Source organism: Paenibacillus yonginensis, from assembly GCF_001685395.1.
In the GTDB taxonomy this organism is placed as follows: domain Bacteria; phylum Bacillota; class Bacilli; order Paenibacillales; family Paenibacillaceae; genus Fontibacillus; species Fontibacillus yonginensis.
In genome coordinates this window covers 4,481,440-4,502,538 of the sequence record NZ_CP014167.1, presented here as the reverse complement: position 1 = coordinate 4,502,538, position 21,099 = coordinate 4,481,440, and the positions used below count along the sequence as shown (strand labels likewise).

19 protein-coding genes are annotated in these 21,099 nt (G+C 51.2%); 6 read left to right on the top strand and 13 right to left on the bottom strand.

What is annotated here, in order from left to right:
* The first annotated feature begins 276 nt into the window (after window positions 1-276).
* The 5 genes from AWM70_RS20425 (at window position 277) to AWM70_RS20410 (ending at window position 4,297) form a co-directional block, all read left to right on the top strand.
* Window positions 277-1,737, top strand: a complete 1,461-nt coding sequence (locus AWM70_RS20425; RefSeq protein WP_068699534.1) for an alpha-amylase — start codon at window positions 277-279, stop codon at window positions 1,735-1,737.
* On the top strand, window positions 1,694-2,059 hold the full coding sequence (locus tag AWM70_RS23335; protein ID WP_151208784.1) for a DUF6978 family protein: 366 nt from the start codon (window positions 1,694-1,696) through the stop codon (window positions 2,057-2,059). Before AWM70_RS20425 ends, AWM70_RS23335 begins: the two co-directional genes overlap by 44 nt.
* 166 nt (window positions 2,060-2,225) lie before the next feature.
* Window positions 2,226-2,333, top strand: coding sequence for a hypothetical protein (locus AWM70_RS23330; protein WP_237167767.1), 108 nt, complete (start codon window positions 2,226-2,228; stop codon window positions 2,331-2,333).
* A 125-nt stretch (window positions 2,334-2,458) separates the two neighbouring features.
* Window positions 2,459-3,622, top strand: coding sequence for an aminotransferase A (locus tag AWM70_RS20415; protein WP_068699530.1), 1,164 nt, complete (start codon window positions 2,459-2,461; stop codon window positions 3,620-3,622).
* 93 nt (window positions 3,623-3,715) lie between these two features.
* Window positions 3,716-4,297, top strand: a complete 582-nt coding sequence (locus tag AWM70_RS20410; protein WP_068700907.1) for an NAD(P)H-dependent oxidoreductase — start codon at window positions 3,716-3,718, stop codon at window positions 4,295-4,297.
* 137 nt (window positions 4,298-4,434) lie between these two features.
* Here the strand turns inward: AWM70_RS20410 and hmpA are convergent, their stop codons facing one another.
* The 13 genes from hmpA to AWM70_RS20345 form a co-directional block, all read right to left on the bottom strand.
* Window positions 4,435-5,643 carry an NO-inducible flavohemoprotein gene (gene hmpA, locus AWM70_RS20405; protein ID WP_068699528.1) on the bottom strand — a complete coding sequence of 403 codons (1,209 nt, stop codon included), beginning with the start codon at window positions 5,641-5,643 and terminating at the stop codon, window positions 4,435-4,437.
* A 105-nt stretch (window positions 5,644-5,748) separates the two neighbouring features.
* Window positions 5,749-6,912 carry an N-acetyldiaminopimelate deacetylase gene (locus AWM70_RS20400; RefSeq protein ID WP_068699526.1) on the bottom strand — a complete coding sequence of 388 codons (1,164 nt, stop codon included), beginning with the start codon at window positions 6,910-6,912 and terminating at the stop codon, window positions 5,749-5,751.
* 139 nt (window positions 6,913-7,051) lie between these two features.
* Entirely contained in the window at window positions 7,052-7,765 is a 714-nt protein-coding gene (dapD, locus tag AWM70_RS20395; protein ID WP_068699525.1) for a 2,3,4,5-tetrahydropyridine-2,6-dicarboxylate N-acetyltransferase, read from the bottom strand.
* 358 nt (window positions 7,766-8,123) lie between these two features.
* Window positions 8,124-9,044 (bottom strand): glycine betaine ABC transporter substrate-binding protein, encoded by a 921-nt coding sequence (locus AWM70_RS20390; RefSeq protein WP_083180454.1) that lies wholly within the window; start codon window positions 9,042-9,044, stop codon window positions 8,124-8,126.
* Window positions 9,045-9,091: 47 nt separating this feature from the next.
* The gene (locus AWM70_RS20385; protein ID WP_068699523.1) at window positions 9,092-9,748 is read right to left on the bottom strand and encodes an ABC transporter permease; all 657 of its coding nucleotides are present in this window, start codon (window positions 9,746-9,748) and stop codon (window positions 9,092-9,094) included.
* Window positions 9,745-10,881, bottom strand: a complete 1,137-nt coding sequence (locus AWM70_RS20380) for an ABC transporter ATP-binding protein (RefSeq protein ID WP_068699521.1) — start codon at window positions 10,879-10,881, stop codon at window positions 9,745-9,747. Before AWM70_RS20380 ends, AWM70_RS20385 begins: the two co-directional genes overlap by 4 nt.
* Window positions 10,882-11,057: 176 nt before the next feature.
* A complete protein-coding gene (locus AWM70_RS20375; protein ID WP_068699519.1) occupies window positions 11,058-11,684 on the bottom strand; it encodes a GntR family transcriptional regulator in 627 nt (208 codons plus the stop codon).
* A gap of 64 nt (window positions 11,685-11,748) precedes the next feature.
* Window positions 11,749-14,355, bottom strand: a complete 2,607-nt coding sequence (gene mprF / locus AWM70_RS20370; RefSeq protein ID WP_068700903.1) for a bifunctional lysylphosphatidylglycerol flippase/synthetase MprF — start codon at window positions 14,353-14,355, stop codon at window positions 11,749-11,751.
* Window positions 14,356-14,487: 132 nt separating this feature from the next.
* Window positions 14,488-15,561 (bottom strand): ABC transporter substrate-binding protein, encoded by a 1,074-nt coding sequence (locus AWM70_RS20365; protein WP_068699516.1) that lies wholly within the window; start codon window positions 15,559-15,561, stop codon window positions 14,488-14,490.
* On the bottom strand, window positions 15,558-16,379 hold the full coding sequence (locus AWM70_RS20360) for an ABC transporter permease (protein ID WP_068699514.1): 822 nt from the start codon (window positions 16,377-16,379) through the stop codon (window positions 15,558-15,560). The genes AWM70_RS20365 and AWM70_RS20360 overlap by 4 nt, the downstream gene beginning before the upstream one ends.
* Entirely contained in the window at window positions 16,376-17,179 is an 804-nt protein-coding gene (locus tag AWM70_RS20355) for an ABC transporter permease (RefSeq protein WP_068699511.1), read from the bottom strand. The genes AWM70_RS20360 and AWM70_RS20355 overlap by 4 nt, the downstream gene beginning before the upstream one ends.
* On the bottom strand, window positions 17,169-18,275 hold the full coding sequence (locus AWM70_RS20350; protein ID WP_068699508.1) for an ABC transporter ATP-binding protein: 1,107 nt from the start codon (window positions 18,273-18,275) through the stop codon (window positions 17,169-17,171). The genes AWM70_RS20355 and AWM70_RS20350 overlap by 11 nt, the downstream gene beginning before the upstream one ends.
* A 242-nt stretch (window positions 18,276-18,517) precedes the next feature.
* Window positions 18,518-19,561 (bottom strand): LCP family protein, encoded by a 1,044-nt coding sequence (locus tag AWM70_RS20345; RefSeq protein WP_068699507.1) that lies wholly within the window; start codon window positions 19,559-19,561, stop codon window positions 18,518-18,520.
* Between the two features lie 217 nt (window positions 19,562-19,778).
* Here AWM70_RS20345 and pepT point away from each other — a divergent pair, with 217 nt between their 5' ends.
* Window positions 19,779-21,005 (top strand): peptidase T, encoded by a 1,227-nt coding sequence (gene pepT / locus AWM70_RS20340; RefSeq protein ID WP_418303190.1) that lies wholly within the window; start codon window positions 19,779-19,781, stop codon window positions 21,003-21,005.
* Window positions 21,006-21,099: the final 94 nt, after the last annotated feature.

Below are 21,099 nucleotides of genomic sequence, written 5' to 3'. Positions count from 1 at the left end.
TGAACGGGCTTGAGCTGCTTGCAACACATACACATTTTCATCTGAGGCTTGTCGGTATCTGTCATCTGGTCGTCTAAACGGATTCTAAGTAGCAAGTCCGTTCCTTCTGTCACCTCGTGTCCTGTTAAATAAAGGCATGTATGTCCATATTATAACTATATCGTTCGTACGGAAATGTTCAACTGTCCGGACCAAAATCCGTTCTTTAGCATCATGATTAGAAGGACCGGCTAGCCGGGTAACTTTGATATATGCAGATAAGGAGGCCATTCAATCATGAAACGAAATCATACGATAATGCAATTTTTCGAGTGGCATTTACCCGCAGACGGGAAGCATTGGGCCAAACTGGCCCAGCTTGCTCCGCAGCTGAAGGAATCCGGCATTGATGCCGTCTGGATTCCCCCGGTGACAAAAGCGCAAACGCCGGAGGATACCGGTTATGCCGTTTATGACCTATACGATCTGGGTGAATTTGATCAGAAAGGAAGAGTCAGCACCAAATACGGCACCAAAGACGAGCTGATCGCAGCCATTCAGACCTGCCGAGAGCACGGAATCGAGATTTATATCGATGTGGTCATGAACCATAAGGCCGGAGCCGATGAGACGGAAAAATTCAAGGTCGTCGAGGTCAACCCCGACAACCGGACGGAAGTGATCTCAGAGCCTTTTGAAATCGAGGGCTGGACGAAATTCACGTTCCCGGGCCGTAAAGGGAAGTATTCCCCTTTTACCTGGAATTTCGAGCATTTTAACGGAACGGATTTCGATCAGAGCCGAAAACGCCAGGGCATCTTCCGTATTCTTGGCGAGAACAAAGACTGGAATCAGAACGTCGTACACGAATTCGGCAATTACGATTACCTGATGTTCGCCAATATTGACTATAACCACCCGGTTGTCCGCGAAGAGATGATCCAGTGGGGCGAATGGCTGCTGGATACAACCGGCTGCGGCGGCCTGCGCCTGGACGCCATTAAACATATCAACCACAATTTCATCCGGGAATTTGCCGTCGCCATGAAGGAGAAACGGGGAGACTCCTTCTACATGGTCGGAGAGTTCTGGAACCCGGATCTGAACAACTGCCGGCAATTCCTGGACAATGTCGATTATCAGATCGACCTGTTTGACGTCTCCCTGCACTACAAGCTGCAGGCAGCCTCCGCCTCAGGAAAAAACTTCGACCTGCGGACGATCTTCGAGGATACGCTGGTAGCCTCCCATCCCATGAATGCCGTGACCTTCGTGGACAATCACGATTCGCAGCCAAGCGAATCGCTGGAGTCGTGGGTACAGGACTGGTTTAAGCCGAGTGCTTATGCGCTTATTTTGCTTCGCAAGGACGGGTATCCGGTCGTCTTCTACGGCGACTATTTCGGCATTGGAGGAGAGAATCCTCTTCCCGGCAAAAAAAAGGCTCTTGATCCCCTGCTCTATGCCCGGGCTAACAAAGCCTACGGCGAGCAGCAGGATTATTTCGACCATCCGAACACCATCGGCTGGGTCCGCTTGGGCGATCCTGAGCTGCCCGGCTCCGGCTGCGCCGTGCTGATAGCGAACGGTGCGGAAGGCAGCAAACGCATGTCCGTCGGCGATCGCCGGGCGGGAGAAATCTGGACCGATCTGACCGGCAACCGCAAAGAGCAGATCGAAATCGGCGAAGACGGCTTTGCCGAGTTTAAGGTAAATGGCGGCAGCTTATCGGTGTGGGCTTTGGCAGACGGGGAATAGACCAGGTCTGTTTATTGATGTTAATCGAAAAGGTACGATCAATGTGAAAAAGCGTACTTTCCAAACCCGATATCAGAAATCAATAGTATTGTTAAGATTAGATATTTCAGGCAGTCCGCACAGAAATCCCGATGATGAAGTGATTGAATGCCCGCACCTGCATAGTTATCGTGAGGGCTATGGCACAAGCTGGGCATATCCGATCGACGGAAAAACATTTTCAAACTTAGAGAATTTAGCGCAGGCATTAAAAGACTTTCTTGTTTATAATCATGTAGAAGAGCCTTACCCATCTATAGCGCAAATTCAAACTTTGATTTAAAACTTGATTTGATTGGAGGGGATTCTGTTGCAGCTTAAAGATCAATTGAAAGATTCTTACCTGGGTTGGGTAAAGGAGAATATCTCTTTTAAGGATCTGGATCATGCCATTGAGATAACACCCGAGCAGAAAACCCGACTCCAAATTGTTCACTTTCATTAACGATATGGATAAAAAAATCCCTGAGGATATTCTCAGCGCGTTTAATCAATACGAAGTTCAAGCGGTCTTGCGGTTCAAGAGAGAGCAGTACCTTGACGAGTTGATCGCGTAGAAAGCCCTTAAAGGGCTTTCTTTTTTGGCCTAATGCCCCTCCCTATACCCATCTCCTCCCTCCTGTTGTACACTAGTCATAGATATTTTTTTGACTACGGACAAAGGCAGGTGCCTGGGGGACTTATGGAACATTTAATCAACGCTAACGTGCAAGACATTCAAATCAGCGGCATCCGCCAGATCGCCAACAAGGTTGCGGAATATCCGGATGCCTTGTCGCTGACCATCGGGCAGCCGGATTTCCCGACTCCCGCCCACATTATTGAGGCGGCCAAACAGGCTTTGGACGAGGGGCGCACCGTCTATACGCCAAACGCCGGACTTCCGGCGCTGCGCGAAGCGGCGGCCGATTTTCTCCGCCGCAAATACGGCTTATCCTACAACGGCGCGGATGAGGTGATCGTAACGAACGGGGCCAGCGAAGCGCTGGATATCGCGCTGCGCACGCTGCTGAACCCGGGGGACGAGGTTATTCTTCAGGGACCGATTTATCCGGGATACGAACCGCTCATCCGCTTGTCGGGCGGAGTTCCCGTATACGTCGATACACGCAGCACCGGCTTTAAAATGACGGCCGACTTGATCGCTGCCAAACTCACGCCACGGACCAAAATCGTTGTGCTCGGCTATCCCTCCAACCCTACTGGACGGGTGCTGACCCGGGAAGAGCTGGAAGGCATCGCCGCTCTGCTGGGAGATAAAGAGATGTTCGTCATCTCCGACGAGATTTATAGCGAGTTGATCTATGAAGGCGGCCATCATTCCATCGCTGCCATAAACGGCATGCGCGGGAAAACCGTCGTCATTAACGGGTTATCCAAATCTCACTCCATGACGGGCTGGAGGATCGGCTTTACTTTTGCGCCTGCGGAAATTACGAAACATATGATTAAGGTGCACCAGTACAACGTCACCTGCGCCAGCTCGGTCAGCCAATACGCGGCGCTGGAGGCGCTGACGAACGGCTATGACGACGCGCTGCCGATGCGGGAGGCTTACCGGGAACGGCGCGATTACGTCTACGACCGTTTGACCCAGATGGGACTTCCGCTTGTGAAACCGGAAGGGGCCTTTTATCTTTTTGTGTCGATAGAAAGGTTTGGTTTGAAGTCCATGGACTTCGCTCTCAGGCTGCTGGATGAAGCCGGTGTGGCCGTGGTGCCGGGCAGTGCATTCTCCGAATATGGGGAAGGTTATATCCGGATTTCTTATGCGTATGCCCAAGAAGCGCTGGAGCGGGCGCTGGACCGCTTGGAAGGTTTCGTAGGCAAGCTGGAGCAAGGGTAGCGTACTGTAGAAGCTCATTCCTTAGGGAGTGGGCTTTTTCTAGTGAAATTCTTGTTCAAAGGAACTATTACAATGGAGGTGGCCGCTTTACCTATGAAAACGTTAATTATTTATGCGCATCCCAATCACGATAGTCTCTGTTACGCATTCCTGCAAAAGGTGCTTCAAGGCTGCGAGGAGAACCCAAATTCAGCCGAGGTCCAGGTGCTGGATTTGTATGCCGAAGAGTTTAATCCGGTGCTAGTTTTTAACGAGAAGCAGCGCAGAAGGGATATGCACCAGAACCCGGCCCTTGAAATATACAGGCAGCAGATTACGTGGGCGGACCGGCTCGTGTTTATTTATCCGATCTGGTGGGGCCGCCCTCCGGCCATGCTGCTCGGCTATATTGATCAAATGTTTGCGTCCAATTTCGCCTACCGGGATAAGAAAGGCCCATTTCCGGAGGGACTGCTGAAGGGCAAAAGCGCCGTCTGCATCTCCACCATGAAAGGTCCGGCTGGTTATCCGCTGATTTACCTCAATAATGCCCCCAAAATCCTGATGAAAAGGGCTCTATTAAATTTTGTAGGCATCAAAAAAGTGAAAATGTTTGAGTTCGGCAGCATGGAGAGCCCGAAAGGCCGGCAGGCAGAGAAGCTGGAGAAGGTCTACAGATATTTCTTAACTCGTTGATTTTCTAAGCCGTGGTTTCTTAAGTCGCTAATTTCTCTCCTAAGCAAAAAAATTTCCCTGAACAAACGTTTTTGAAAAACGTTCTGTCCAGGGGGATTCGTGATGAAAGCTCTATTTCGATCTGTAAATCCTATTCATCAGGCCTCCTGAAGCTGGGCCGCCGGTCCAAAAAACTCATAATGGATCCGGTCTTCCGGAACCCCCATTTGATTCAAGGCAGCGTAAACTGTCCGCATGAACGGAACTGGTCCACAGAAATAAAAATCGGCGCCCGGATCGGCAATCTGCCGAAGCCAGGTTTCGTCGATGTACCCGGTTTGATGACAGCTGTCCCCTTCCAGCGGATTTTTATAACAGGTATAGGAGCTCATTTGCTCGTGTTCCGCCTCAAGCTCTTCGATATACAGCTTCATCGCATGGTAACTGCCGTTTTCCGCAGCATGAATGTATGTCACCTTGCGGTGCGGCTGCTCTTTCAGCAGCGTTTCCAGCATGCTCACCATCGGCGTCAAACCTACGCCTCCGCTGATCAGCACGACAGGAGTATTCCGCTGCTGATCCAACGTAAAAACACCCGCTGGCGCACTCACGTCAACGACGCTTCCTTCCAGCACCTGATCATGAAGGTAATTGGATACAACACCCGCCGGTTTCCCTTCCCCGGCCTCCTCGCGCCGGACGGAGATCCGGTAGACCTTGCCGCCTGGTGCGGCAGACAAGCTGTAGTGACGGATATGCGTATACGCCGAGCCTTCCGGCTGCACGCGCAAGGTGATGTATTGGCCTGGGAGATAAGAAGTGATTTCGCCGCCGTCCTGCGGTTTTAGATAAAAGGAAGTAATGACTTCGCTCTCCTTCACTTTCCGCTCCACCACAAAAGCACGGTAGCCGGACCAGCCCCCTTTGGCTTCTTCAGCTTCTTTGTACATCTCGGCTTCAATGCTGATAAAAACATCGGCAATCACGCCGTAAGCCTGACGCCATGCCTCCATAATCTCCGGCGTCGCTGCCTCTCCGAGCACTTCTTTGATTGCGGCCAGCAGATTTTCCCCGACAATCGGGTAATGCTCCGGTTTGATCTGCAGTGCGCGGTGCTTCTGAGCGATCTGCTTCACAACCGGCAAAATGTTCTCCAGCTGGTCAATGTTGGCGGCAGCCGCGTAAACGGCACCGGCCAGCGCGGTCGATTGTTTGCCCTGCCGCTGATTGGCTTGGTTGAATATATGGAGCAGCTCCGGATGAGCTTCGAACATTCTTTTATAGAAAACGGAGGTAATGGTTTGACCGTGAACTTCCAAGACCGGAACGGTCGATTTTATAATTTCTATCGTCTGCTGACTTAACATGAGGGTTCCTTCTTTCCATGGGATTCGTTAAATATTTAAAATTTGTAATAACAAATCCATTGTAAAAAAGGACACCCTATAAAAAGGTGATTATAGTCACACCTTTTAGACAGGCTGGCCCGACTTCCAGGTCAGATAATCGGCTACCGTGGAAACCGCCAGGCTGATGGCCTCTTCCTTCGGCTCCAGCTTCGCATGATGCAGCCCGTAAGGCGTATCTACGCCCAGCCAGAACATGAATCCCGGAATCTCCGCCAGGAAATAACCAAAATCCTCGCCCGTCATCGCTTCCGTGCATTCAAACAGCGTAACGTCTTCCCGCTGCTCAAGCCATCCCATGAACTCCCGGGTCAGCTCCGCTTCATTGTAGACCTGGCGGTAATTCGCGCCATAGTCGATTTCAGCCCGGCATTCAAAGCCGGTTTCGATGCCGGAGACCAGGTTCTCAATCCGCGATTTGATCTTCGTCATCGACTCCGCTGACAACGTGCGGATCGTGCCTTCCAGCCGCGCCCGCTCGGCGATGATGTTCTGCTTTGTGCCTCCGTCAATCTTCCCGACCGTGATGACGGCCGAATCCAGCGGATCGATGTTGCGGGCAACGACTGTCTGCAGCTGGCCGACCAGCTGGCAGGCCGCTACCACCATGTCATTGGCTTTATGCGGATAAGCTGCATGCCCGCCAGTGCCGACAAGGTCGATGAACAGCTCCGAGGTATTGGCGAACAAAATGCCCGGACGTGTCGCAATTGTGCCGACCGGATACTCCGGCGCGACATGCAGCGCCACGATCTGGTCCGGCATCCAGTCCGCCAGCTCCGCGCTCTCCAGCATCGGCAGCGCCCCGCCCGGCCCTTCTTCCGCAGGCTGGAAGATAACGATAAGGTCATCGCTGATCGAATGCTCGCTTTGCGCAAAATAAGTGACGATGCCCAGGCCGATCGTCATGTGCAGATCATGCCCGCAGGCGTGCATATAACCCTTGTGCGTCGAACGGAATTCATAGCCCGTCTCCTCTTCGATCGGCAGCCCGTCCATATCAGCGCGGTAGCCGAATTTGCGGCGCGGTTCGGCACCGGTGCCAGTGATTTTCACCAGAATGCCGGTTCTCCACGTCCGGATCTCCATCCGTTCCTGCGGCAGCCCTGCCAGAACATTCAGCAGATATCGCTGGGTTTTAAATTCTTCAAACCCCGGCTCCGGAATTTGGTGCAGATCGCGGCGGATGCCGATCCAAATTTTCTCTCGGTCCTTCACCCATTGGTTCATAACATTCTCCCCTTGTCTTAGGTAGACAGAAAGCCCGGCGGTGTACGCCGAGCTTTCTAAGCTTGTTTAATTATAAAGCATCTTCAAGTTCAGATTTAGCCGGTTTGTAGACTTAACTGGTTCAACTTCCACCGTTCACTTACAGCGTACGGAGCTCGGCCAAAATTTCCGTTTTGGATTTGGTTTTGTCATCCACTTGTTTGATCACACGTGCTGGCGTACCCGCAACTACGGTGAACGGAGGCACATTTTCAGTCACGACAGCGCCGGCCGCAACGACAGCCCCTTCGCCGATGCGTACGCCTTCAAGCACAACGGCGTTAGCGCCGATCAATACGTCGTCTTCGACAACTACTGGTTGAGCGGAAGGCGGCTCGATAACGCCTGCCAGCACCGTACCGGCGCCGATATGGCACATTTTGCCGACTTGTACACGTCCGCCAAGGACAGCACCCATGTCGATCATGGTGCCTTCGCCGATAGATACGCCGATGTTGATTACGGCGCCCATCATGATGACGGCGTTGTCGCCAATGCTGACCATTTCACGGATGTAAGCGCCCGGCTCGATGCGAGCGTTGATGTTTTTCAGATCAAGCAGCGGGATAGCGGAGTTGCGGCGGTCATTTTCCACAACATAATCTTCGATATTAGCGCTGTTAGCTTCAAGCACGCCTTGAATATCAGCCCAATCACCAAATACAACGCCGCTGCCGCCGGTGATAAACGTCTTTACGTTCTCCCCGAACGATACGGCATCCAGATTTCCTTTAAGATATACTTTAACCGGCGTTTTTTTCTTGCTGGTTTTGATCAGATTAATAACTTCCTGCGTGTTCATTTCAGTAGACATGGGATTGCAGCAGCTCCTTTACGGCCATTTTAGGGCCCTTGACGGACGAGCCGTCCGGGCACAAACTATCTCTTTTATAGCATACAAAGGGGGTTGTCCGCAATTGAAGGTCGCTTACTCTAAAGGTTCGGATCTAAACGGCCTACTTCAATATACAGTCTTTGACAACCGTCTGTCCTATTTAAATCACAGTTTGGAAAACTACCTGGCACCGCCATCAGCGATTCTCAAACCCGGAGCCTGTAACGCAAGGCGACTGCCTGGACGGCAAAACCAAAGAGCCAAGCGAGAACAGATCGCTTAGCTCCTTAATTTTTCATAACTATCATTCTAGTTCAGTTCAAGCCGGTATTTCAAATCAGGATTCGATTAAGCCTTTCTCGACAAGGAAATCATGGGCCACTTGATCTTCCTTTAATCCCTCGATGTCCACTTTCCCGTTCAAATCCTGCATATCTTCTTCCGTAATGGAATCATTCATTGTTTTCAGCACATCGGCAATCTCCGGATATTGATCCAGCGTGTCCTGGCGTATGATGGGGGCCGCATAATAAGGCGGGAAAAATTGTTTATCATCCTCCAAAATGACCAGGTCATTGGCTTTAATTTGAGCATCCGTAGAATAAGCATTCGTTACGTCGGTTTCTCCGCCTTTGATCGCTTGATACATGATGCCGTGGTCCATCCCTTTTGCTGTTTTGAAATTCATATTATACAGCTTTTGTACACCCGGATAACCGTCGTCCCGATCCAGGAATTCAAACTCTACGCCCAGAACCAAATCAGGGGATACTTTGGCAAGATCGGAGTAGGTCTTCAGATTATATTTCTCGGCCGTACTCTTGGTTACAGCCAGAGTATACGTGTTGTTAAAGCCAAGCGGGTCAAGGAACACTAAATGATCCTGTTTAACCAGTTCTTTTGCACGGTCCAGCGTTTCCTCGGCCGTCCCCGTTTTCTCTTGGTAGTAGTTGGCCACTACTGTCCCCGTGTAATCGGGATAGAGCTGAATTTCGTTATTCTTCAAAGCCGTCCAGACGACGTTGGAACCTCCCAGGTTCAGCTTCCGGTTCACCTTGATGTCCGTTTTGGCTTCGATCAGCTGAGCCATCATTTCGGCCACCAGTATGTTTTCGGTGAAATTCTTGGAACCCATCGTAATTTCTTTGCCGCTGTTCGCACCGGCCGTATCTTTAGAGCTGCCACAAGCAGCCAGAATCAGAATTAAAGACATAAGAATGGCCGAGGAGCTAAATAACTTTTTATAAAAAGGGTTCATCGTTATTCCTCCAAACGATTTCGAATTGATAAGACTATCAAGGATGATTAGACTTTCAGTCCTTTTGGTGTGGTTAATTTCTCAAGCAAGCCCAATAAATAATCAATGAGGATAGCCAGCAAGGCAGCCGGGACCGCACCGAGCAGCGTCAGCGCTTCGATATTTCTCTGTATGCCGAGGAAAATAAATTCCCCAAGCCCTCCGGCCCCAATAAATGCGGCGAGTGTGGCTGTGCCGATATTAATGACCGTAGCCGTTCGCACCCCTGCCATAATGACACTCATAGCAAGCGGCAATTGAACGCGGAACAGGATCTGCCGGCTCGTCATGCCCATCCCCCGTGCTGCCTCAACAACGGCCTTATCCACATCGGTGATTCCGGTATAAGTATTTCGGATGATCGGAAGCAAGGAGTAGAGGAACAGAGCGGCAACTGCGGTGTTCATGCCAATCCCGAAGAGGGGAATCATAAAACCTAACAGCGCAAGACTGGGAATCGTCTGCAGTATGCCGGCTGTCCCCAGCGTAACGCCCCTCAGACGGGGAACGCGCGTAATACAGATGCCTAAGGAGATGCCGACAAGAATCGCAAGAATCATAGAAAGAAAGACGAGTTCAATATGGATCAACAGCGCAGATAATAAATCCTGCCATCTGCTGTCAAGCTGCTGAGCGATTTGCTGCATGAGCGACTTCTGATTCATGCCCCAGCCTCCTTCTGCCCGTCAGACCATTGTGCAGTAAAGGCGGTAAGCAGGCTGCTTCGGGTAACAACTCCCTTGATGATGCCTTCATGATCGACAACGGGAATGATGCCGTAAGGAGCTTCGCCGATTAACAGCAGCGCTTCTTTGGCGGTTGCCGTTTCTTCCAAGACAATCGCCGGCGGATGTGTAACTTCGCCGATGGTTTCATGATGATCCAGTCCGGCCACTACATCGTAAGCTGAAGCTATGCCCATCAGTTTATTGCTAGAATCGCAGACAAGAAGTGTATCTATCTTTTTCTGCCTCATGTAAGTCAGTGCTTTGCCCAGATTTCGGTCCGGCAGGGTAAGGGATGGATTATCCCGCATGACGGAATGAACAGGGATATATTCGGGGTTTTGAAAAATTCTGTTCTTCCCAATAAAATCTTCAACAAACACATTCGCCGGCTGACTTAAAATTCGTTCAGGAGAATCTAATTGCACCAGCTCCCCGTCTTTCATGATTGCAATCTTATCGCCAAGCTTCAGAGCTTCATCCATATCATGGGTAACGAAAACAATGGTTTTCTTTACTTCTTTCTGAAGTCTAAGCAGCTCATCCTGCAGTTGTTCCCGAGTGATCGGATCAAGGGCTCCGAAAGGTTCATCCATTAAAATAATGTCAGGTTCACCGGCTAACGCTCTTGCAACGCCTACACGCTGCTGCTGGCCGCCGGACAACTGTTTGGGGTATCTAGAGGCATAAATTTCGGGGTCAAGTCCTACGAGGCGGAGCATATCCTGGACTTTCTGATGTTTCCGCTTCTTATCCCAGCCCTTCAGCTGAGGAATAAGTCCAATATTATCTTCGATGGTGTAATGGGGAAACAGTCCCACTTGCTGAATGACATACCCGACATTTCTGCGGAGCTTATCAGGATTCTGGAGATTAACGTCTTTACCCTGGATGAGTATGTTCCCGGACGTATGTTCAATCAGCCGATTAATCATTTTCATCGTTGTTGTTTTGCCACATCCGCTTGGGCCAATCAGCACCAGAATTTCACCCGCAGCGATTTCAAAATTCAAGTCTTTAACAGCCATATGTCCGTTTGGATACCGTTTGGTAACATGTTCGAATTTAAGCATGGCACTCTCCCTCCTACACTTGCATTCAGAGTTGGCGTGAGCCCTAAGTGTATGTCAATTAATATAACAGACCTCTACTAAACTGACAACCTCAATAACATATATAAATTGTATGTAAATAAATGGTATACTTGCCTATAAAAAAACCAGACCCTTCGGATCTGGCTTTTCTTGCTTTAATGGGTAGGCTCTTTTTTATTAATAAAAGCCTCCGTTCTTTCGTTCATTTTATCATCCCCGACAGCTATAATGATGTCATTTTCTCTGAGCACCACATGCGGTCCTGGCGATATCGTAATTTCGGTGCCTCTGCGCAAGGCAATGATCGTTGCCCCTGTGTTTTGCCAAAACTGCAGGTTGCCAATTGTTTTCCCTACGACATGAGAATGCTCTTGAATTTTGATTTCAACGGGTTGGTAAGGCTTCAAATTCTGGAGCCTGTCTGACGCCTCCATAATTTGATGCACCAGCTCCTCAAATTTCCGGTCCATTTGTTTCTTCTCTTCAAGCAGCTGCTGCAAATCCCGCTTTAACGATTGAGCAGTCTTTAAGTGGTTATTGCGAATCGTGTATTCAAGAGCTTTCTGGTCGGAAAGAACAATAATCTCCTTGCCTTGAGAGACGGATACAATGTTCTCATCTTTAAGTAAAGCGACGGCCTTACGGATGGTTTCAGGAGATACATGATAGTGGCTGGCTAATAAGGAGCGACCTGAAATCTTGCTATTCAAAGGGAATTCCCCTCTGACAATTCTCCCAGCAATATCAAGTGCAATTGTTTTATATCCCGCTTTTTCCTGCAAAATCCATTCTCTCCTTAGTTGAGGTTCTGCCTGAATCCATCAGGCCAATCAAACTCCTAGTCAATTATATTCGTTTTACTTTACGCGAAACCAGCCGCACCAAATCCAGCGTCAGCACCGACAAATAAGTGGAAGCAGGGTAAGCGAGATACCGCGGTTCCCATTGCGGATTAAATTTCTCCTTGTATTTCCGAAGGCCCTTAAAGCCATACCAGTGGCCGCCATGCTGAAATACCAGGCCGGCCAGCCGCTCCTCGCGCAGCGCCCGGTCCTTCTGGCCAACGCTGGATAGCGGCGCGTTCCCCAGGTTGAAGACCTTGAAGCCGTTCTCTTTAGACCATTCCAGCAGCCGGATGAACAGGTTGTCCATCGTCCCGTTCGGTAGATCAGGGCGGTGCCGCATCAAGTCGATTGATACCGTCTCTCCCCCATCATAGGAAGGGGCGATCGAAGCGAAAGCAACTATGGCGCCTTCCGGGTTCTTCAGCAGTGCCAGCGGCGCTTCCTGGAGATAAGCCGGCTCAAACCAGCCAAGCGAGAAACCTTTCTCCTGGCGGCCTTTCAGCCAGGCATCGGAAACTCCTTTCAGTTCGTCCAGAAGTTTGTCCCCGTATGGAGGAGCTGCGATCTCAAAAGTATAGCCTTCCCGTTCAAAGCGATTTCGGACGCTGCGCAGATCCGCATTCCTTCGGCCGGCTAGCGAGAAATCATCCACATGAATCAGCGCCTCCTCGCCGAGCTTAAAGAACCGATAGCCGTTATCATGATAAAGGGGCAGATAAGCCGGCGTAACCTGGTAGAATACGACCGACAAGCCGTAAAGATCGGCATAATGCTGGAATTCCGCAATGGCGGCGGATACCAGCTCTATTTTGCCAAGCGGATCCCCCAGCACCACCAGTTTATCCCGCACTTTGGAATAGGGAAGCAGCACTCGGCCTTCCTGGGCCCAATAAAAGCTTTTGTCACCAAGGAACAGCATATGGGTCAAGGCATTCCCTTTGTTATCCCGCAGAAATTTACGCAGACGGTCCAAATCCTCAGGAGCCGCCCCTTTAACCCGCAGGCTGTTGGGCCGCAGCGAGAATATGAGAATCAGCAAAATCCAGGCGCCGACGAGTCCGACCAGCGTATTCACCGCATAAGCCCGGGACGGCATCCGGCCGATCAATGGCTCCTTCAAATGCAGATGCTTGAAGAAGCTGTAATGAATATGGCTGCCAAGCCAGTAATAAATAAAGGCAATGACCACGGAGATCACCAGCCACAGCACAACCGATCTGCGGATGATCGGAGCTCCGCTGCGGTAGAAACGCCCTCTGGAGATCCAGAGCATGAGCGCAACCAGCAGCAGGAAGACGGCTTCCTCATAATCAAAAGCTTTCGTGAACGTAAACACCGCACCGGCCAGCAGCATGATGCTGGTCCAGACGTAAGCCTGCCGCACCCGGAGCGAAATGCCGCGGGAGAGCACCACAAGCACAAATCCGACAATAACGGAAAGCTGATGCGACAGATGCATAACCGGCATGGACAAAATCTCCTGCGACATTCGGATGCGATACAGCAGCCCCGGCGTTGCTGCAGACAACAGCAGGATCAGGCCGCTGAGCAGCACCAGTTTGCCCAGCGCCCATACGCCGAGATCGCTCAGGAACCGAAACTGTCCCGGCCAGCCCCACAGCTTCTGCCAATACGTAAGCGGAACCTCGAGCAGCTGCCGTTCCTCCTCCTCTGGGCTGGACCTCCGCCCCCGGAAGCCCAGCTCAAGGATCGAAAGAATCAGGCCGATGCAGAAAGGGATGATGTAATAGAAGAACCGGAACAGCACGATGACCGCTAGTGCCCGTTCAGCCGGAAATCCCATCAGCTTCGTGCCAAGCAGCACGGTCAGGTCGAAAGCCCCAACGCCTCCCGGCGCCATGCTCAAAATGCCGCCGACCGCGGCGACCGTATACAAACCAAGCATTTCCCGCCACGTTACGCCCCCCAGCACGTAATGGGCAATCAGGGTGAACGTCAACCCGGCAAACAGCCATTCCACAAAAGAAGCCCCGATAGCTTCCAGAATCGTCCGCCAGGGGAATAAATCTTTGCCTTGTTTATGGAACCACTTGGCAAACAGCTTTGTCCGCTGCAGGGCGACAAACAAGGGCAGGTAAAGCGCGATAGCCCATACAGCCAGGTTGATCCATTTATGCTCGTGCAGCAGCGCTTTGGCTTCAAACAGGCCGAAGATTTCGAGCCAGGCCATGACGGAAAGTCCGTTTAGCACAACCGGTGACAAAAAGACAACCCCGGCCGTGATTGCCCCCATCGGCACACCGCTTTTCTTATACAGCAGCGTTCTTACGCCCGCCCCGGTCAAGCCGGCGAAGCCAAGCAGATTGTTAAAAGTGTTGGAGATCCAGGAGTACCGAAACGTTCTTCCGGCGCTTACCTGGAAGCGGAACTGACGCCGGATCACAAAGTCGTAACACGACATCACCGCCACCGAAACAAGCGCCAGGATGAGAATTTCAGCCAGCGCTCCAGGCGGAATCCGCCTCAACTCGGCCACCATGACCCCAAGCCGGACTTTCTTTAATTCATGCTGTCCGGCCCAGACCACCAAACCAAAGATCAAGACAGGGATCAGTATCCGAACGGTTTTGGTCTGAAAGGCAGCCATCAGGAACCGGACGATGCGGAGACGGGCCAGCTTGTCTTTCACCCTATCCTTCCTTTCTGGGAAAAAATGAATCGGCCAGCAAAGTCTGCTTAAAAGTTCCGTTTTCCATACGATTCATTTTTCAAATCCCTTTTATCCTTTATGCATCTTAAACTCCAGGAACAGCTCGTTATAATGGCCGAGCATCCGTTTGCCCAGGTTCTTGTAAACCTCCAGGTGGCTTGTCACCTCGGAAGGAGGGTAAAACCGGGTATCGCCGGAAATGTCTTCGGGCAGCAGCTTCAGCGCTTCCTGATTCGGCGTGGCATAGCCGACATATTCGGCGTTCTGCGCCGCTACGTCCGGCTCCAGCATGAAGTTGATGAACTTGTGCGCGCCATCCAGGTTCTTAGCTGTCTTCGGAATAACCATGTTATCGAACCAAAGGTTGGAGCCTTCCTCCGGAACCACGTAATCCAGCGTGTCGTTCTCGTCCATAATTTCCGCTGCATCGCCGGAGAAGACGACACCCGCTGCGGCTTCGCCGTTCGCAAGCAGCATTTTGATTTCGTCGCCTACGATCGCCTTGACGTTAGGAGACAGCTTTTCCAGTTTGCGCAGCGCTTCCTGAAGATGATCCTCGTTGGTATCGTTCAGAGAATAACCCAGACTGTTCAGGGACACGCCCATGATTTCACGCGCCCCGTCAGTCAGCAGCACGTTGTTCCTGAGCTCCGGATTCCAAAGGTCGTTCCAGCTGTTGAACGCGATGCCCTTGGTCAGCTCGGGATTGTAAACAATGCCGACCGTCCCCCAGAAATAAGGCACCGAATATTGATTGTCCGGATCAAAGTCAAGGTTTAGGAACCTCGGATCGATTTTGGACAGATTCGGAACTTTGCTGTGGTCGATCGGGAGAAGGAGATTCTCCTCCTTCATTTTGTCGATCGCATAGTCGGAGGGCACCGCGATATCAAACGTAGTTCCGCCCTGCTCAATTTTGGTGAGCATAGCTTCGTTGGAATCGAACGTTTGGTATATGACGGTGATTCCGGTTTCTTGTTCAAACCTCGTAATCAGGTCAGGGTCGATATAATCGCCCCAGTTATAAATCGTAAGCGTATTGGAGCCGGAGTACCCTTGACTGGAATTAAGCTTGGCGGCAAGCGCCATCAAGCCGAATGCCACAATCAGCACGACTGCAAATATACGAACCAAGTGCTTCATTCAGGCACCCCCAATTCAGCTGCACGCTCTTTTTTGCGGTTGCGCATGCTGCTCCTGGACACCAAATAGTAGCCGACAACAAGGATCACGGTCAGCAGGAAGATCAGCGTGGAGAGCGCGTTGATCGACAAAGACACGCCCGCCCGGGCCCGCGAATAAATTTCGACGGATAACGTCGAGTACCCGCTGCCGGTCACGAAGAACGTCACCGCAAAATCATCCAGGGAATACGTTAGCGCCATAAAAAAGCCGGACAAAATCGCCGGGCTGATAAACGGCAAAATGACCTTCATCAGCACGTCGCGGCGGCTTGCGCCCAAATCACGCGCGGCATCCACCAGCGTCGGGCTCATCTCCTGCAGACGCGGCAGGATCATCAGCACGGCAATCGGCACGCTGAAGGCGATATGCGACAGCAGCACCGAGGCGAATCCCAGCCTGATCCCGGCGATCGTAAACAGAATCAGGAACGAAGCGCCGATGATGACGTCTGGACTGACGATCAGCACGTTGTTGAGCGACAGGATCGTATTTTTCACCCGTTTCCGGCGAATCCGGTCAATAGCCAAAGCACCCACAATCCCGATGATCGTTGCGATCGCAGAGGACAACAGCGCAATAACCAGCGTATTGATCACGATGATGATCAGCCGGGTATCATGAAAGACCTCGCTGTACCATTCGAGCGTAAACCCCTCAAAGCCGTGCATATTGCCGCCGCTGTTGAAGGAGTAATACATCAGATAGAAGATCGGCGCGTACAGCACCACAAACACGATAAACAGATACACCTTGCCGAGCCTGTTCTTGTCAGTCATTTCCGCACCTCTCTTCCCCCGCCGAGCACCGGCATCAGCACCGCCATGATCAGGATCAGGAAGACGGCTACCGTCGAGCCCATCCCCCAATCCTGCGTCACTAGGAAGTGCTGCTCAATGGCCGTACCCAGCGTGATCACCTTGTTGCCCGCAATGAGCCGGGTCAGCATAAAGAGGGACAAAGCCGGAATAAAGACGGCCATACAGCCGGAACGGACACCGGACAACGTCAGCGGAAAAATCACCCGCCGCAGCGTGACAAAGCTCGACGCCCCCAGGTCGCGGGAAGCCGCAATCAGCGTCGGATTAATGTCCTCCAGGGCGTTAAAGATAGGCATGATCATAAACGGGATAAAAATATAAACCGACACAAACACAAAGCTGAAATCATTAAATAAAATCTGATGTTCGCCAAGGCCTATGGCTTTAAACAACGAATTGACCGGCCCATACGTGCCAAAAATGCCGATGAAGGCATAAGCCTTCAGCAGCAGATTGATCCAGGTCGGCAAAATAATCAGCAGCAGCCAAAGCTGCTTGTGTTTGGTCCGCGTCAGCGCATAAGCCGCCGGGTAAGCAACCAGCAGCGAGAATAACGTAATGAGCAGCGCATACCAGAACGAACTCAGCGTCATTCGCATATACACGGGCGTAAAAAAGCTCGCATAGTTGGACAAGGTAAAATGCCCTTCAATGTCAAACAGCGAATAATACGCAACCAGAACCACGGGCAGGGCGACAAACAGCACCATCCACAAATAATAAGGGATGAGGTACAATCCGCGGGAGCTACGTGACATGGCCGGATACCTCATAGGATTCCAGGCGTTTGTCGAACTCTTCTTCGGTTTCTCCGAATCTCATGACATGGATCGCTTCCGGTTCGAACTGGAGGCCGATCATACTGCCCGGCTCCGCCCGTTTGGTGGAATGCACCAGCCACTCCTGGCCGGATTCGTCATAACAGCTGATCTCATAGTGCACTCCGCGGAACAGCTGGGTGTCCACCTTGACGCGCAGCTTGCCTTGTTCCAGCGACGTAATCTCCAAATCCTCCGGACGAATCACGATCTCTACATTTTCATTCGGGCGCAGCCCTTGGTCCACGCACTCGAAACGCCGGCCGTTGAATTCCACCAGGTTATCTTCGATCATCACCGCAGGCACGATATTGGACTCGCCCACGAAATCCGCGACAAACCGGTTGATCGGCTCATCGTAAATGTCGTTTGGTGTCCCGCTCTGCTGGATCACGCCCTGGTTCATGACAAAAATTTCGTCCGACATGGCCAGCGCTTCCTCCTGGTCGTGCGTAACGAAAATAAACGTGATGCCCAGCCGCTGCTGCAGTTCGCGCAGCACGTACTGCATCTCGGTTCTAAGCTTCAGGTCAAGTGCCGACAAAGGCTCGTCCAGCAGCAGAACCTCGGGTTCATTCACGATCGCCCGGGCAATGGCGACGCGCTGCCTCTGGCCGCCGGACATTTCCGTAATCTGGCGTTTCTCGTAGCCCTCCAGATTCACCAGGCGCAGCGCTTCGCTGACCTTCTCTGAAATGACGTCGTTCTTCATCTTCTTGATGCGCAGCCCGAAAGCCACGTTCTCATAAACATTCAAATGGGGAAACAAAGCATAGTCCTGAAAAACCGTGTTGACCTGCCGCTCGTTCGGCGGAACTTTGTTGATTTTAACATCGTTCAAATAAATCGAGCCCTGCGAGGGTTCAATAAAACCTGCGATCAGACGCAGGATCGTCGTTTTGCCGCAGCCGGACGGGCCCAGCAGCGTATAAAATTTGCCGCGTTCTATCTCGAAGCTGACAGCCTTCAGCACGGGCTCGTCCTGATCGTACTGCTTGGTCACCTGGTCGAAGCGGATAATGGCGTTCTCTCCCATAACAGCCTCCCTTGTCTCTTTAATCATTTCTATATTTTACCCAACATTCGCCAGGAATGATACTGGATTATACAATCTTCGGGCCCGGTTAATCGTCTTGATCAGCCAAAAAAAGACAAATCAAAAAACGGGTCCGAAAACCCGTTTATCCCCAGTAAGCAGCGAACTCCCGCCGGCAAGCGAAACCGGGACGCGTGTTCGGATGCTTCCGAATCTTTTTCCGCGTCATCCCTTCCGCTTCCCTAACGGCCATCTTGGCTGCCCGAATTATCTGCTTTGTCTGCCTTGTCCGCGTTTTTTTCTGAGGTCTGCGAAAGATCGGCCTCAAACAGCTCCTGGACATAAGCCTGCAGCTTCTTTTTATCTACCGTAAGCACGGAAGCTCCTTGAATCGTTTCTGCTTTCACCAAAGAGTTCGGCGGAATCTGCTCGCCCTGAATCCTGGAGGACGGAATCTTGAAAGCCAACGTTCCCAGCTTCAGCATATCCTCCGTAGACATATTAGTTCTTATATAAGGCGCAATAGAATTAAGAAGCGAAGGCATTTTAAACAAGGATGAAGTTGATTGTACTTCATTCATAACGGCCTTCAAGAACTTTCTTTGACGTTCCGTACGCGTGAAATCCGATGTGGCGTCATGACGGAACCGGACGTATTGCAGAGCAGATTTTCCATCTAAATGCTGATAACCTTTCTTCAAATCAATGTCATATACATGGTGGTCTCCGCCATCTTCGTATTTCATGTCTTTCTCCACGTCGATATCAATCCCGCCGAGTTGATCGACCAGCTCCATAAAACCGTCGAAATTCGTATACAGGTAAAATTGAATAGGAATGCCCAGCAGCTTGCTTGTAGTCTCCATCTGCAGTTCGGGACCGCCGACGCTGAATGCCGTATTAATCCGGCTGGACCGGTAACCGGGAATCTCAGTATAAGTGTCCCTGAGCACGGACATCAAATATCCCTGCTTCTTCACGGGATCGACGGAAAGCACCATCATGGAATCCGATCTTCCGGACTCATCGTTCCTTCCATCGGCGCCCATAACCAAAATATTAACCCGCTCTTTCCCCTCCCATTCGGGAGGTTTGTAGCTGCTGGCCACATTGTCTTCACCGGCAGCTCCGCTGCTGCCGTCGTTCTGGCTGCTGTCTGCCGAAGCCTGTTTGAAGGGCTGCTGAATCTGCTGCGTAAAATGATAAATGGAATAAAGATAATAGCCTCCCACCCCCATGACGGCGACTATCAAGGCTAACGAAATCTTGACCAGGAGTTTGCGCATTTTTGTGTTACCTCCAAAGCTTATTCGTCTTTCATCATATTCACTCTCGTTCTTTGTGTCAATTTTTTAGTGAATTATATGGATGAAACGAAATAACTAATCCATTTTTGATTTCCTTTTGAAAGATATGCTTTGAATTTTGCCAATTGTCCCGATAAGCGCAATAATAAGAGATATTCGAAGTTTCGAAGGGAGCTGTCTGATTTTGAGAGAAGAAATGGTGAAACGATTTATTTCCTATGTGAAAGTCGATACGCAATCCAATGATGAAAGCGAAACCTGCCCCTCCACGCCCGGGCAGCTGACGCTGGCCCGCCAGCTGGTGGACGAGCTGAAAGCGATCGGGATGACGGAAGTGACAATGGACGACAACGGCTACGTCATGGCCACCCTGCCGGCCAACACGGACAAGGAGGTCCCGGTCATCGGATTCCTGGCGCATGTGGATACGGCGACTGATTTTACGGGCGCCGGCGTCAATCCGCAAATTGTTGAGAACTTTGACGGCAGCGACATCGTTCTGAACAAAGAGCTGAACGTCGTTTTGTCTGCCAAGGATTTCCCGGAGCTGCCAAGCTATAAAGGCCACACGCTGATCACCACGGACGGCACGACCCTGCTCGGCGCGGACAATAAAGCCGGCGTGGCCGAAATCATGACGGCGATGGATTACCTGATCCAGCATCCGGAGATCAAACGCGGCAAAATCCGCGTAGCCTTTACGCCGGACGAAGAAATCGGCCGCGGGCCGCACAAATTCGACGTAGCCGCCTTTGGTGCGAAATACGCCTATACGATGGACGGTGGTCCGCTCGGCGAGCTGGAATATGAAAGCTTTAACGCTGCCGGCGCCAAAATTACAATTAAGGGCACCAATGTGCATCCCGGTACGGCAAAAAATAAAATGGTCAACTCCATCAAAATCGCCATGGAGCTCCAGCAGAAGCTCCCGGCAAAGCAGGCTCCCGAGTTCACCGAAGGCTACGAAGGTTTCTATCACCTGCTGAGCATCACGGGCGACACGGAGCAGACAAAGGTCCAATACATCATCCGCGATTTCGACCGCCAGGAATTCGAGAACAAAAAGGCTTATTTGACGAAGGTCGTAGACGAGCTTAAAGCCAAATACGGCTCCGAGCGCATCATCCTTGACCTGCATGACCAGTATTACAACATGAAGGATAAAATCGAGCCTGTAAAAGGCATTGTCGACATCGCTTACCAGGCAATGGAGTCGCTGGGCATCAAGCCGATCGTCAAGCCGATCCGCGGCGGCACCGACGGCTCCCAGCTGTCCTATATGGGACTGCCTACCCCGAATGTGTTCACCGGCGGCGAAAACTACCACGGTAAATTCGAATACATCTCGGTAGACAATATGGAAAAAGCCGTTCAGGTGATGCTGGAAATCATCCGGCGTTTTGAACAGAACCCTGAGGTATAGAAGCTGCTCAAAAAGATACGAACAAAGGACACCCGCGAGGGTGTCCTTTGTTTTTCTATGCTTGAATGAGCTTCGTTTTCCTTGTTGTGCTTGA